Consider the following 12,872-nt stretch of genomic DNA (forward strand, 5'->3'; position numbering starts at 1 on the left):
TAAATTCGCGCCGAACCCAGCGTCAACAGTTTGTTGAAAATGAAGTGGGGTGTTCCGGGCGGCGGCGGCGCCTGGGCGCGACAGGACAGGTTGTCAGCGCCGCCGCCGACCGGAAGTCAGGGGGGCCTGCGTCAGACCTGCTGGCCGGAGAGGCGCTCGACGGCGCGCAGCAGGGCCGAGTGGTCCAGGCCGCCGTCGCCCTGCGCACGCAGGGAGGCGACCAGCTGGGCGACGACGGCACCGACCGGGAGGGCCGCGCCGACGTTGCGGGCGGCGTCGGTGACGATGCCCATGTCCTTGTGGTGCAGGTCGATCCGGAAGCCGGGCTTGAAGTCCCGGTTCAGGAAGTTGTCCTTCTTGCGGGTCAGGACCGTGGAGCCGGCCAGACCGCCGTTGAGGACGTCCAGGGCGGCCTGGAGGTTCACGCCGGACTTCTCCAGGAAGACCACGGCCTCGGCGCACGCCTGGATGTTGACGGCGACGATGAGCTGGTTGGCCGCCTTCACGGTCTGGCCGGAGCCGTGCGGACCGCAGAGCACGATGACCTTGCCGAGGGCCTCCAGGATGGGCAGGGCCTCGTCGAAGTCGGCCTGCTCGCCACCCACCATGATCGACAGGACGGCCTCGATGGCGCCGGCCTCGCCGCCGGAGACGGGCGCGTCGATGACGCGGATGCCCTTCTCCTTGGCGTTCTTCGCCAGGTCCACGGAGGTCTGCGGGGTGATCGAGGACATGTCGACGATCAGCGCGCCCGACTTGGCGTTCTCCAGGATGCCCTCGGGGCCGTAGGAGATGGCCTCGACGTGCGGGGAGGCGGGCACCATCGTGATGATCACGTCGGCGTCCTTGACCGCGTCGGCGATCGAGCCGGCCGCGGTACCGCCGGCCGCGGCGAGGCGGTCCAGCTTGTCCTGCTCCAGGGTGAAGCCGGTGACGGAGTAGCCGGCCTTGATCAGGTTCTCGGACATGGGGGAGCCCATGATGCCGAGACCGATCCACGCAATCGCCGGGCGGGTGGGCTGGGAGGAGTCAGCAAGGTTGCTCATGGTGAGGGTGCCTCTCGAAAAACTGGTGGTACGGGGAGGGGGCCTGCGGACCGGCGGCTCAGCGGGCCGCGCGGGCCTCGGCCGGGAGCCACTCGAAGGACGCGGCGGCGTCGGCGGCCTTGTACTCCAGGCCGACCCAGCCGTCGTAACCGGCCTTCTTGAGCTCGTCGAGCAGCTGCTCCAGGGGGAGCTCGCCGGTGCCCGGCGCGCCACGGCCCGGGTTGTCGGCGATCTGGACGTGGCCGGTCTTGTCCGCGTACTCCGCGATGACCTGGCTGACGTTCTCGCCGTTCATCGACAGGTGGTAGATGTCGAGGAGGAACTTGGCGTTGCCGAGCCCGGTGGCCGCGTTGACCTTGTCGACGACCTCGATCGCGGCGGGGGCGCTCACCAGCGGGTAGAGCGGCGACTCCGGCTTGTTCAGGGTCTCGATCAGCAGGATCGCGCCGATCCGGTCGGCCGCGCGGGCCGCCAGGACCAGGTTCTCCAGGGCGAGGGTGTCCTGGATCTGCGGGTCGACGCCCTCCACGCGGTTGCCGTAGAGCGCGTTGAGCGCCTTGCAGCCGACCGAGGCGGCGAAGTCCGCCGCCACCTCGATGTTGGCGCGGAAGCGGTCGGACTCCTCGCCGGGCACGGAGAGCGCGCCGCGGTCGGGGCCCGGCAGCCGGCCGGCGTAGAAGTTCAGGCCCACCAGCTGAGTGCCGGCGTCGTCCAGAGCCTTCTTGAGGGCGTCGAGCTCACTCTGGGCGGGGGTGGCGGTGTCGATCCAGGGCCACCACAGCTCGACCGCGGTGAAGCCCGCCGCGGCGGCGGCCGCGGGGCGCTCCAGGAGCGGGAGTTCCGTGAAGAGGATCGACAGGTTCACATCGAAGCGCTGGTCCGTGTATCCCATGAGGGGCGGCGCTCCTTCCGTATTGCGGAAGTAACTTTCTGTCTGACGGAATGTTGCAAGGCAGGCTGCGCACTTGTCAAGGGGCTCCGGCAGCTCAGGGCTGCCGTCGGTGGACTTCCGGCCAGTAGCGTGGGGCCATGGTGCGTTTGAGAGTGGAGTTCACGACCGAGCCGTTCGACCTGGACGAGGCGCCGGAACACGCGGTCGTGGCCCGTGAGGTCATCCAGTCGGCCGAACTGGACGCGGTGGACGTCGGCCCCTTCGGCAATACGGCGGAAGGCGGCGCCGACGAGGTCCTCACGGCCGTCGACGCGCTGCTGCGCAAGTCCCTGGCGGCCGGCGCGACCCGTGTCTCCCTCCAGGTCAACGTGATCGGGGAGGAGTCGTGACCGAGCACCCGCTGATCACCGCCGTGAAGCCGCTGGTCGACGCCATGGGGGCCGAGATACTCGGGCCCGACCAGGCTCAGACCGACGACGTGGTGCTCGCCTGGGAGGGTGAGGACGTGCTCGCCGTACGGCTGCCGCAGCTCTCGGACTCCCTGGACCACATCCTCGCCGCGATGGAACGACGGCACGGGATGCCGCTCGCCGAGCTCGACCGCAAGGCCAAGCAGGAAGCGGTCCGGATGCTGGAGGCGCGCGGGGCCTTCTCGGTGCGCCACGGAGTGGAGACGGTGGCCGGGGCACTGGGTGTCAGTCGGTTCACCGTGTACAACTACCTGAACCGGGAGACCGCCCTGAGCAGGGAAAAGGCCGCCGAGAACGGCTAGTTGATCATGTCTGGCCAGGAGCCGTCGTCCGCATGTCGGGACGACGGCTTTTGTGTCACCGAGTTTTCAACAAAGTGTTGACGTGGTGTCGGCAAAGGGCGTTAGCTATCCGCAGCCCGTCAGACGCACAGCGAAAAACAGCCACGGAGGCTTCCCGTGACTTCAGGTACGACACCGGGCCTCACCCGGTTCAACACCTCCGCGGACAGCGACGCCGTCGCCGCCCTGCACGAGGTGTGCTCCAGCTCGGCGTGGGGGAGCAAGATCCTCGCCCAGCGCCCGTACACCACCGCCGACGCCCTCTTCCTCGCCAGCGACGCCGCCATGGCCGAGCTGACCGCGGAGGACCTGGCCGAGGCGATGGCGGGCCACCCGCCGATCGGTCGTCCGAAGGCCGGGGACCCGACCTCCTCCCGTGAGCAGAGCGGGATGGCCGGCGCCTCCGAGGAGCTCAAGGCCGAGATGCTCGAACTGAACCTGGCCTACCAGGACAAGTTCGGCCATGTCTTCCTGATCTGCGCCACCGGCAAGACCGGCGAGCAGATGCGCGACGCGGTCCGCGAGCGGATCGAGAACTCGCCCGAGGCGGAGCGGGAGATCGTCCGCACCGAACTGGGCAAGATCAACCGCATCCGCCTGACCCGTCTCGTAGAGAGCACTGAGGAAGAGAGCGCATGAGCACCGACACCACCGCTTCGGTGTCCACCCACATCCTGGACACCAGCATCGGCCGCCCCGCCGAGGGCGTGGCCATCAGGCTCGCGGCCCGCAGCGGCTTCGACGCGCAGTGGGTCACGCTCGGTGGCTCCGCCACCGACGCGGACGGGCGCTGCAAGGACCTGCCGGCCCTGCCGGAGGGCACCACCCACGTACGTCTCGACTTCGAGACCGAGGCGTACTTCTCCAAGAAGCAAGCCGAGGCGCAGCAGGACGCCCCCCGCGTAAGGGACAGCGGTGCGTTCTTCCCGGAGGTGGCGATCACGTTCGCCGTCAAGCCGGGCGAGCACTACCACGTACCGCTGCTGCTCAACCCGTTCGGCTACTCCGTTTACCGAGGGAGCTAGCAGACATGCCCACGATTCTCGGCCAGAACCAGTACGGCAAAGCAGAGAACCGCGTCGTCAAGATCACGCGGGACGGCGCCACCCACCACATCAAGGACCTGAACGTCTCCGTCGCCCTCTCCGGCGACCTCGACGACGTCCACCTCACGGGCTCCAACGCCCACTGCCTGCCCACCGACACGACCAAGAACACCGTGTACGCCTTCGCCAAGGAGTACGGGATCGAGTCGGCCGAGCAGTTCGGCATCCACCTCGCGCGTCACTTCGTGACCAGCCAGGAGCCGATCAAGCGGGCGCGCATCCGGATCGAGGAGTACTCGTGGGAGCGGATCGCCAGCTCCGACGCCAACTCCAAGTTCATCGGGTCCGACGAGGTGAACCACTCCTTCGCCCGCAAGGGCCAGGAGACCCGCGTCTCGCAGATCACGTACGACGGTGAGAAGTGGGAGGTCATCTCCGGCCTCAAGGACCTCGTCGTCATGAACTCCACCAACTCGGAGTTCTGGGGCTACATCAAGGACAAGTACACGACGCTCCAGGAGGCGTACGACCGCATCCTGGCCACGCAGGTGTCCGGTCGCTGGCGGTTCAACTGGACCGACGACGACCAGCGGATGCCCAACTGGGAGAAGTCCTACGCGCAGACCAGGCGCCACATGCTCGAGGCCTTCTCGGAGACGTACTCGTACTCGCTGCAGCAGACGCTGTACCAGATGGCCACGCGCATCATCAACCACCGCTCGGAGATCGACGAGGTCCGCTTCTCGCTCCCGAACAAGCACCACTTCCTGGTGGACCTGGAGCCCTTCGGGCTCAAGAACGACAACGAGGTCTACTACGCCGCCGACCGCCCGTACGGCCTCATCGAGGCGACCGTGCTGCGCGACGGAGCCACGGCGCAGATCCCGGTCGACATGACCAACCTCTAAGCGGCACCTCGTGGCCGCCCCCGCCCGCCCGACACCGGGCGGGGGCCGCCACACCCGGAGGGACGTACCCATGGCACAGCCCGCACAGGGGCCGGCATCCGCCGAAGGCCCGTGTTCCAACCCGCCGGCCGCCTCGCACGAGCACACCGTGTCCGAGGTCCACCCGGTGGACGAGAAGCTCCCCGCCTCGCGGCTGATCCCCGCCGCGCTCCAGCACATCGCCGCGATGTACGCGGGCGTGGTCACCCCTCCGCTGATCATCGGCCAGGCGGTCGGCCTGGACGCCGCCGGAATGACCCGGCTCATCGCCGCCAGCCTGCTCATCGCCGGCTGCGCCACCATCCTCCAGACGATCGGCGCCGGCCGCTTCGCCGGAAACCGGCTCCCGTTCGTCAACGCGGCCTCGTCCGCCGGCATCGCCCCGATGCTCGCGATCGCCGAGACCAGCGCCCCCGGCCACCAACTCCCCGCCATCTACGGCGCGGTGATGGTCGCCGGAGTCTTCTGCCTCGCCGTGGGACCCTTCTTCGGCCGACTGCTCCGCTTCTTCCCGCCGCTCGTCACCGGCGTCGTGATCACCCTGATCGGTGTCACCCTGATGCCGGTGCCGGTCAGCTGGGCCCAGGGCGGAAACGAGGAAGCCGCCGACTTCGGTGCGATGAAGTACCTCGCGCTCGCCGGCTTCACCCTGGTCGTCATCCTGCTCTTCCAGCGCTTCGGCAAGGGCTTCGTCAAGCAGATCGCGCTGCTCCTCGGCCTGTTCATCGGCACCCTCGCCGCGATCCCCTTCGGGATGGCCGACTTCACCGCCCTGCGCGAGGCGCCCGTCGCCGCGCTGCCCGGCCCCTTCGCCTTCGGGGCGCCCGAGTTCCAGCCCGCCGCGATCCTCTCCCTGTGCATCGTGATGCTGGTCCTCATGACCGAGTCGAGCGCCGGCATGCTGGCCCTCGGCGAGATCTGCGAGCGCCGCAGCGACGGCCGTACGATCACCCGCGGCCTGCGCACCGACGGCATCGCCACGCTGATCGGGCCCGTCTTCGGCGGGTTCCCCACCTCAGCCTTCGCCCAGAACGTCGGAGTGGTCTCCCTGACCCGGGTCCGCTCCCGCTATGTCGTCGCCGTCGCCGGTGGCGCCCTGCTGGTCCTCGGCGCGTTCCCGGTCCTCGGAGCGGTCGTGTCCATGGTCCCGATGCCGGTCCTCGGGGGTGCCGGTATCGTCCTCTTCGGTTCGATCGCGGTCAGCGGCATCCGCACCCTCTCGGAAGCCGGACTCGACGACAGCTCCAACATCATCCTGGTGGCTGTCGCGCTCGGAGCGGGCATCATCCCGCTCGCCGCTCCCACCTTCTACGCCGGCTTCCCGGCCTGGGCGCAGACCGTGCTCGGCTCCGGCATCAGCGCGGGCGCGCTCGTCGCGGTCACGCTCAACCTGTTCTTCCACCATCTCGGCACCCGGAGCCGTCACGCGGCCCCGGCACTCAAATCCTCCTAGGGTCCTGCCGTGCCCTCCCCCTACGACTCTGTCGTGGGGGGACCCCCACCCCCCGAGGAATGAAGGAAGCACCGCCATGGCAGCACCTTCGGCAGCGGTCGAGCGCATCGTCATCGAGAACTGTGCGATCGCGACCGTGGACGCGAACGACACCGAGTACGCCACCGGCCACCTCGTCGTCGCCGGCAACAGGATCGAGTCCCTCGGCGCCGGCAAGGCGCCCGAGGGCCTGGAGAACGTGGTCCGCCGGATCGACGCCACCGGTCATCTGGTGACGCCCGGTCTGATCAACACCCACCACCACTTCTACCAGTGGATCACCCGGGGTCTCGCCACCGACCACAACCTCTTCAACTGGCTGGTCGCGCTCTACCCGACCTGGTCCCGCATCGACGAGTCGATGGTCCGCGTCGCCGCCCAGGGCTCGCTCGCGATGATGGCCCGCGGTGGTGTGACCACCGCGATGGACCACCACTACGTCTACCCGCAGGGCTCCGGCGACCTGTCCGGCGCCATCATCGGCGCCGCCCGCGACATGGGCGTCCGCTTCACCCTCGCCCGTGGCTCCATGGACCGCAGCGAGAAGGACGGCGGCCTGCCGCCGGACTTCGCCGTCGAGACGACCGAGGGTGCGCTCATCGCCACCGAGGAGACCGTCAAGAAGCACCACGACGCCTCCTTCGACGCGATGACCCAGGTCGCCGTCGCCCCCTGCTCCCCGTTCTCCATCTCCACCGATCTGCTGCGCGAGGGCGCCGCGCTCGGCCGCCGGCTCGGCGTGCGCATGCACACCCACGGCTCGGAGACCGTGGAGGAGGAGAAGTTCTGCCACGAGCTCTTCGGCATGGGCCCGACGGACTACTTCGAGTCCACCGGCTTCCTCGGCGAGGACGTGTGGATGGCGCACTGCGTCCACATGAACGACTCCGACATCGAGGCCTTCGCCCGTACGAAGACCGGTGTGGCCCACTGCCCGTCCTCCAACGCGCGGCTCGCCGCCGGCATCGCCCGCGTCCCGGACATGCTGCGCGCCGGCGTACCGGTCGGTCTCGGCGTCGACGGCACCGCCTCCAACGAGTCGGGCGAGCTCCACACCGAGCTGCGCAACGCGCTCCTCATCAACCGCCTCGGCGCCCACCGCGAGGCCGCCCTCAACGCCCGCCAGGCCCTGCGCCTCGGCACGTTCGGCGGCGCCCAGGTCCTCGGCCGTGCCGACTCGATCGGTTCCCTGGAGGCCGGCAAGCTCGCCGACTTCGTCCTGTGGAAGATCGACGGCCTCGGCCACTCCTCGATCGCCGACCCGGTCACCGCGATCGTGTTCGGTGCCGCCGCCCCGGTGACGGCCTCGTTCGTCAACGGCAAGCAGATCGTGGAGAACAACCGCCTGCTGTTCGCGGACGAAGAGGCGATCGCCCGCGACGCGCGCGCGGAGGCCCAGCGCCTGGCCCGGATCACGGCCCAGGGCTGACCGACCTCCCCAAGGAGTCCGACCGAGGGGGACGGCCCTCGGTCGGTCATCGCGGACCCGAGCGGGGTCCGCGGACGGCCGGACGGGGGGTGCCCGTACGACAAGAGGTACGGCACCCCCCGGACGGTCGACGTGTGCAGCCTTCCACGCCTCCCCGGGCACACGACAGCTTTCCCGAAGTGCTCGAAGTACCCGAAGTGCTCGAAGTACCCCCCACTCCTCATGAGCCGCACACCGTGAGGCGCACGACCGCACCACTTTGCACCACCTCCCTGACATCCGCGTCACCGCCGACGTGTAACCGACCGGAGGAACCGCCGTGGCCGCCAAGCCCAGGTTTCGCAATGATGGATCCGACGCAAGCGCCGACATCGAAGACCAGAAGCATCCGGTCGACGAGACGCTGCCGCCCCTGAGAATGTTCACCAGCGGCCTGCAACACGTGGCCGCCATGTACGCGGGAGTAGTGGCCCCGCCCCTGATCGTCGGCGCGGCCGTCGGTCTCTCCGGCACCGAGCTGACCTTCCTCACCGGAGCCAGCCTCTTCACCGCCGGACTCGCCACCTTCCTGCAGACGCTCGGCGTCTGGAAGATCGGCGCCCGACTGCCGTTCGTCAACGGCGTCACCTTCGCCGGCGTCGCGCCGATGCTCGCGATCGTCGACACCACGGACGACAAGTCCGACGCGCTGCCGATCATCTTCGGCGCGATCATCGTCGCCGGACTGCTCGGCTTCATAGCCGCCCCGTACTTCTCCAAGCTCGTCCGCTTCTTCCCGCCGGTCGTCACCGGCACCGTGATCACCCTCATCGGTGTCTCCCTGCTGCCGGTCGCCTTCGGCTGGGCCCAGGGGCCCAATCCGGCGGCCGACGACTACGGTTCGACCACCTACCTCACCCTCGCCGCGATCACGCTGGTCGTGGTGCTGGTGCTGCGCCGCTTCACCCGCGGATTCCTGAAGCAGGTCGCGGTCCTGGTCGGTCTTGTCATCGGCACGCTGATCGCGATCCCGTTCGGGGTCACGGACTTCAGCCCGGTGACGGAGGCGGACATCGTCGGCTTCCCGACGCCGTTCCACTTCGGAGCCCCGCAGTTCGCGCTCGCCGCGATCATCTCGATGTGCGTGGTCATGCTCGTCTCGATGACCGAGTCGACCGCCGACATGCTGGCGCTCGGCGAGATCGTCGAGCGGCCCGCCGACGAGAAGACCATCGCCGCGGGTCTGCGCGCCGACACCCTCGGCTCCGCGATCAGCCCCTTCTTCAACGGCTTCATGTGCAGCGCCTTCGCCCAGAACATCGGTCTGGTCGCGATGACGAAGATCCGCAGCCGGTTCGTGGTCGCCTGCGGCGGCGGCTTCCTGGTCCTGATGGGCCTCTCGCCGGTGGCCGCCTCGCTGATCTCGGTCGTGCCGCGACCGGTGCTCGGCGGCGCGGGTGTGGTGCTCTTCGGCTCCGTCGCGGCGAGTGGCATCCAGACCCTGGTCAAGGCCGGTCTGGAGAAGGACAACAACGTCCTGATCGTGGCGGTCTCGCTGGCCGTCGGCATCATCCCGATCACGGCGCCGGAGTTCTACCACGCCTTCCCGGAGACCGCGAAGATCATTCTGGACTCGGGCATCTCCACCGGCTGTGTCGCGGCCGTCCTGCTGAACCTGGTCTTCAACCACCTGGGCAAGCGCGCCGACGAGGACACGGTCACAGCGCCCATGGAACCGGGCGAGGAGATCTCCGAGACCCGTGGTGCCAAGGCGGCGCACATCCACTGAACGCTCACCCGCCGTCCGTCGAGCCGGTCCCCGCGTACGACGCGGGGGCCGGCCGCGGGCGTTCGGTGGTGCTGATCAACCCGAACACCTCCGCCGACACGACGGCGATGATGACGGCGATCGCCCGGCGGACCCTGGGTCCCTCCGTCCGCGGGGTGACGGTGGCGCGCGGTCCCCGGATGCTGACCGACCCGTCGGCGCTGAGGGCCTCGGTGCCCGAGGTGGTCGCGGCGGCCCGCCGGGCACTGGCGGCCGGGGACTGCGCGGGTCTTGTGGTGGGGGCCTTCGGCGATCCGGGCGTGGCCGAGCTGCGGGCCTTCGCGGGCGTCCCGGTCGTGGGCCTCGCGGAGGCGGCCTGCGCGGAGGCGGCGGCCGGGGGAGCGCGGTTCGGGGTGGCGACGACGACCCCGGACCTGGCGGACGCGATCGGGCGCCGGATCGCGGACCTCGGGCTCGCGGACCGCTATACCGGGATCCGGCTGACCCGGGGTGGGGCCCACCGGTTGTCCGCAGAACCGGAGGCGCTGCGGGAGGAGTTGGCCGAGGCGGTGCGCGCGTGTGTCGTACGGGACGGGGCGCGGGCCGTCGTGATCGGCGGCGGCCCGCTCGCCGAAGCGGCGGACGCGCTCCGGGAGCGCTTCGACGTCCCGGTGATCGCCCCCGTCCCGGCGGCCTGCCGCCGGATCGCCCGCGAACTGGCGCGGCGCGATCCGGCGGTGCCGGAGGGGGACGGGCCGGGTCAGCCGATGTGGAAGCTGTCTCCGTAGACCTTCCAGTCCAGCGGGGTGTCGAGGTTGAGGTTCCTGTTGCGGACGAACACCCGCTGGGCCGTGTCGACCCGGCTGGTGTCGCTGTGCGCCTCCTCCTGCTTCATCGCCCAGACGCGGGCGTCGAGGAAGGCGTTGAGGTAGGTGATCTCGTTGCCGCCCTGGGCCGGCGGCTTCGCCTTCGCGAGGGCCTTCTTGCGGATGTTGCGGAAACTGGCCGAGTCGGTGCCGTCGCCGTGCATGACGATGGCGTCGTAGTAGACGAACTGGCCGAGCACGCCCACGCCGTCGCTCTTGGCCTGCTTGACGGCCGGGTTGAAGTACACCCGGTCGCGCTCGTCGTCCTGGGCCTTCTTGAAGGCGGAGTCCGAGGCGGCCTTGGCCCAGTCCCGCTCGAAGGCCGAGCCGAGGCCCGCGTGCGAGTCCGTGCCGTCGACCTTGCGGAGCGCGGGCAGGTACTTCGCGAGGACGTTTCCGGGCTTGCGCGCCGTGTAGAGCTCGACGAGGTCGAGCATGTCGCCCGTGCCGGAGCAGAAGCCGATGATGCCGGCGGTGTAGCCCCGGCCGTCGCCGATGTCCTCGATGTACTTGTACTGCGCCTTCCAGTCCAGCGAGGAGTTCTCCGCGCTGGAGACGAGCTTCATGGCGATCTCCTTCTTCGCCGGGTCGTCGAGACCGACGGCCGTGGCGGCGAAGGGCGCGGCCGCGCTCGACTCGGCGCGGACCGGGGCGGCGCCGTCCGAGGGGGCGGCGATGGCGGTCGCCGGAACGGCGAGCAGGGCGAGTCCGAGAGCGACACGGATCGCGGTGCGCTGATGGGGGTGGGGCACCGGAGCCTCCCGAGGAGAAGCGAGGGTTGGTTTGTTAGGAAGCTTTCCTACCAGTAGCCCGCGTGTCCGTACACCCCTGGCGCGCAAGGGAGTTGAGTGGCCGCCCTCACCTCTCGGCCTCGCCGCGCCGTCGGCACTCCCGGGCCAGATGGGGGTAGGCGGCGCCGATCGCCTCGTACAGCCGCGCGCGTAGGAGTCGTTCGGCCTCCGCCCGTCCCGTCGACCCGAACAGCCCGTCGAGCAGGGTCTCGTACCGCGCCAGAGCGTGCCGCAGATAGGTCACCTGCCACCGCACCAGCGCCCCGGCGGGCACCGCGCCCGGCTGCCCCGGCGCACCCGGCCGCCCCGGCCCACCCGGCGCGCCCGGCCCACCCGACCCCCCGCCCGGCCCGCGCGCCCCGAGCAGTTGCCGGTGCCGGACCGCGCGCCGCTCCAGCTCGGCCGCCGGGAGTCTGGGCACCTCGATCGGCTCCGCCCGGATCGCCGCGAGCACCGCCCTCCGTCGCCGCTCGGCCCCCGCCTCGGCCGCCGCGGAGCGGCTTCCGGGGGCGGCGGCGGACCGGGCGAACTCCGGTGTCCGCTCCACCGCCTCCACCCGCGCCAGCCGGTACAGCCGCACGGGCGCGAGCGACCATCGCCGGGGGTCCCGTCCCTGGATGTCGGGCTCGCCCAGCAGGTCGCGCACCATCGGGTCGGTCCAGCCGCGCTCACGCAGCCCGGTGAGCGTCACAAAGGTCGCACGGTCCGTCACGATTCCCCCTCGCGATAATTACTCAGCGTGACGAATCCAGTGAAGCGCACCCCACTGACAACCGCCCTCTTGCCGACTCGGACGGCGGCGTGCCATACAGGTCTGGACCAAGTCGACGGACGGAGGCATTCCTGTGCAACGCCCGCTCGCCGCAAGCATGTTGATGGCCGTCGTGCTCACCCTCTCCCTGACGGCGGCCTGCTCGCCCGCGCCCGCGAAGGACACCATGGGCCCCACCGCCCCCACGGGTGTCACCGCCGCCTCCGGCAGCGCCCAGACCGTCCACGTGATGTGGAACGCGGCCACCGACGACCGCGCGGTCACCGGCTACGAGGTCTACCAGCAGGGCCGCAAGGTCAAGGACCTGCCCGCCACCACCCTCATGGTCGACATCGTGAACCTCACGCCCGCGACCCCGTACGCCTTCACCGTCCGCGCCCGCGACGCCGCCGGCAACCGCTCCCCGCACAGCGCGACCGTCCCCGCCACCACGCTCGCCGCGAGCGCCCAGGACCGCACGCCCCCGACCGCCCCGCGCGCCCTCCACGCCACCGCCGACGGCAGCCACGAGGCCACCCTCACCTGGCAGGCGGCCCGGGACGACACCAAGGTCACCGCGTACGACATCTACCAGGCCGACGCCCGGATCCACACCGTCCCCGGCACCGCCACCACCGCCCGCCTCACCGGCCTGCGCGCCGGCACGGTCTACTCCTTCACGGTCCGCGCCCGCGACGCCGCCGAGAACTCCTCCCCGGACAGCGCCACCGCCGACCTCACCACCACCCCGGCCCCCGGCGCTCCCCCCAACACCGCCCCCACGGACCTGACGGCCACGGTGGCGAAGGGCGAGGTCACCCTCACCTGGACCCCGCCCCGCACCGGCGCGCCCGTCACGGAACACCAGCTCTTCCTCGACGGCGCCTTCGCCACCACCGTCATCTGGGGTGCGGAGCCCCCACCCGGCCGCGCCACCTACACCTTCACGGTCCCCACCACGAAGCCCGCCCGCCACAGCGTCAAGCTCCGCGCCCGCCTCCCCGACGGCACCTGGGGTGACTTCTCGGCCCAGCGCACCGTTGTCGTCCCATGA

Annotated in this window: 14 protein-coding genes; 10 read left to right on the forward strand and 4 right to left on the reverse strand. The window is 70.4% G+C overall.

The features are described from left to right. Positions 1-131: 131 nt before the first annotated feature. Positions 132-1,046 carry a 2-hydroxy-3-oxopropionate reductase gene (locus tag ACF09C_RS05595; protein ID WP_392089073.1) on the reverse strand — a complete coding sequence of 305 codons (915 nt, stop codon included), beginning with the start codon at positions 1,044-1,046 and terminating at the stop codon, positions 132-134. A 58-nt stretch (positions 1,047-1,104) separates the two neighbouring features. Further along, positions 1,105-1,938: a TIM barrel protein gene (locus ACF09C_RS05600; protein WP_392089074.1), complete on the reverse strand. Its 834-nt coding sequence runs from the start codon at positions 1,936-1,938 to the stop codon at positions 1,105-1,107. A gap of 140 nt (positions 1,939-2,078) precedes the next feature. Here ACF09C_RS05600 and ACF09C_RS05605 point away from each other — a divergent pair, with 140 nt between their 5' ends. The 9 genes from ACF09C_RS05605 (at position 2,079) to ACF09C_RS05645 (ending at position 10,198) form a co-directional block, all read left to right on the forward strand. Next, positions 2,079-2,327 carry a hypothetical protein gene (locus tag ACF09C_RS05605; RefSeq protein WP_362412896.1) on the forward strand — a complete coding sequence of 83 codons (249 nt, stop codon included), beginning with the start codon at positions 2,079-2,081 and terminating at the stop codon, positions 2,325-2,327. Between the two features lie 44 nt (positions 2,328-2,371). Continuing rightward, entirely contained in the window at positions 2,372-2,710 is a 339-nt protein-coding gene (locus tag ACF09C_RS05610; RefSeq protein ID WP_362412893.1) for a helix-turn-helix domain-containing protein, read from the forward strand. 156 nt (positions 2,711-2,866) lie between these two features. Then, positions 2,867-3,388: a 2-oxo-4-hydroxy-4-carboxy-5-ureidoimidazoline decarboxylase gene (uraD, locus tag ACF09C_RS05615; protein ID WP_362412610.1), complete on the forward strand. Its 522-nt coding sequence runs from the start codon at positions 2,867-2,869 to the stop codon at positions 3,386-3,388. Next, entirely contained in the window at positions 3,385-3,774 is a 390-nt protein-coding gene (gene uraH, locus ACF09C_RS05620) for a hydroxyisourate hydrolase (RefSeq protein WP_392089076.1), read from the forward strand. Before uraD ends, uraH begins: the two co-directional genes overlap by 4 nt. Positions 3,775-3,779: 5 nt before the next feature. Then, positions 3,780-4,703 carry a factor-independent urate hydroxylase gene (gene pucL / locus ACF09C_RS05625; protein WP_362412606.1) on the forward strand — a complete coding sequence of 308 codons (924 nt, stop codon included), beginning with the start codon at positions 3,780-3,782 and terminating at the stop codon, positions 4,701-4,703. A 70-nt stretch (positions 4,704-4,773) separates the two neighbouring features. Next, complete coding sequence (locus ACF09C_RS05630; protein WP_392089078.1) at positions 4,774-6,195, forward strand: nucleobase:cation symporter-2 family protein; 1,422 nt, start codon at positions 4,774-4,776, stop codon at positions 6,193-6,195. Positions 6,196-6,271: 76 nt separating this feature from the next. Continuing rightward, positions 6,272-7,663: an 8-oxoguanine deaminase gene (locus tag ACF09C_RS05635; protein ID WP_392089080.1), complete on the forward strand. Its 1,392-nt coding sequence runs from the start codon at positions 6,272-6,274 to the stop codon at positions 7,661-7,663. 319 nt (positions 7,664-7,982) lie between these two features. Continuing rightward, complete coding sequence (locus ACF09C_RS05640) at positions 7,983-9,431, forward strand: nucleobase:cation symporter-2 family protein (RefSeq protein WP_392089082.1); 1,449 nt, start codon at positions 7,983-7,985, stop codon at positions 9,429-9,431. A gap of 68 nt (positions 9,432-9,499) precedes the next feature. Beyond that, positions 9,500-10,198 (forward strand): aspartate/glutamate racemase family protein, encoded by a 699-nt coding sequence (locus tag ACF09C_RS05645; RefSeq protein WP_392089085.1) that lies wholly within the window; start codon positions 9,500-9,502, stop codon positions 10,196-10,198. On the opposite strand, the gene ACF09C_RS05650 is transcribed toward ACF09C_RS05645, so the two are convergent. Next, on the reverse strand, positions 10,171-11,028 hold the full coding sequence (locus ACF09C_RS05650) for a chitosanase (RefSeq protein ID WP_392089087.1): 858 nt from the start codon (positions 11,026-11,028) through the stop codon (positions 10,171-10,173). The two genes, ACF09C_RS05645 and ACF09C_RS05650, sit on opposite strands and share 28 nt — an antisense overlap. A gap of 106 nt (positions 11,029-11,134) precedes the next feature. Continuing rightward, complete coding sequence (locus ACF09C_RS05655) at positions 11,135-11,779, reverse strand: hypothetical protein (protein ID WP_392089088.1); 645 nt, start codon at positions 11,777-11,779, stop codon at positions 11,135-11,137. 163 nt (positions 11,780-11,942) lie between these two features. Here ACF09C_RS05655 and ACF09C_RS05660 point away from each other — a divergent pair, with 163 nt between their 5' ends. Further along, the gene (locus ACF09C_RS05660; RefSeq protein WP_392089091.1) at positions 11,943-12,872 is read left to right on the forward strand and encodes a fibronectin type III domain-containing protein; all 930 of its coding nucleotides are present in this window, start codon (positions 11,943-11,945) and stop codon (positions 12,870-12,872) included.

Source organism: Streptomyces sp. NPDC014870 (assembly GCF_043081505.1).
GTDB lineage: Bacteria > Actinomycetota > Actinomycetes > Streptomycetales > Streptomycetaceae > Streptomyces.

Excerpts from the sequence above, each read along its gene's own strand:
- uraH (WP_392089076.1), top strand. The coding sequence starts at position 3,385 with ATGAGCACCGACACCACCGCTTCGGTGTCCACCCACATCCTGGACACC.
- ACF09C_RS05635 (WP_392089080.1), top strand. The coding sequence starts at position 6,272 with ATGGCAGCACCTTCGGCAGCGGTCGAGCGCATCGTCATCGAGAACTGT.
- pucL (WP_362412606.1), top strand. The coding sequence starts at position 3,780 with ATGCCCACGATTCTCGGCCAGAACCAGTACGGCAAAGCAGAGAACCGC.
- ACF09C_RS05660 (WP_392089091.1), top strand. The coding sequence starts at position 11,943 with ATGGCCGTCGTGCTCACCCTCTCCCTGACGGCGGCCTGCTCGCCCGCG.
- ACF09C_RS05610 (WP_362412893.1), top strand. The coding sequence starts at position 2,372 with ATGGGGGCCGAGATACTCGGGCCCGACCAGGCTCAGACCGACGACGTG.
- ACF09C_RS05595 (WP_392089073.1), bottom strand. The coding sequence starts at position 1,046 with ATGAGCAACCTTGCTGACTCCTCCCAGCCCACCCGCCCGGCGATTGCG.
- ACF09C_RS05630 (WP_392089078.1), top strand. The coding sequence starts at position 4,774 with ATGGCACAGCCCGCACAGGGGCCGGCATCCGCCGAAGGCCCGTGTTCC.
- ACF09C_RS05600 (WP_392089074.1), bottom strand. The coding sequence starts at position 1,938 with ATGGGATACACGGACCAGCGCTTCGATGTGAACCTGTCGATCCTCTTC.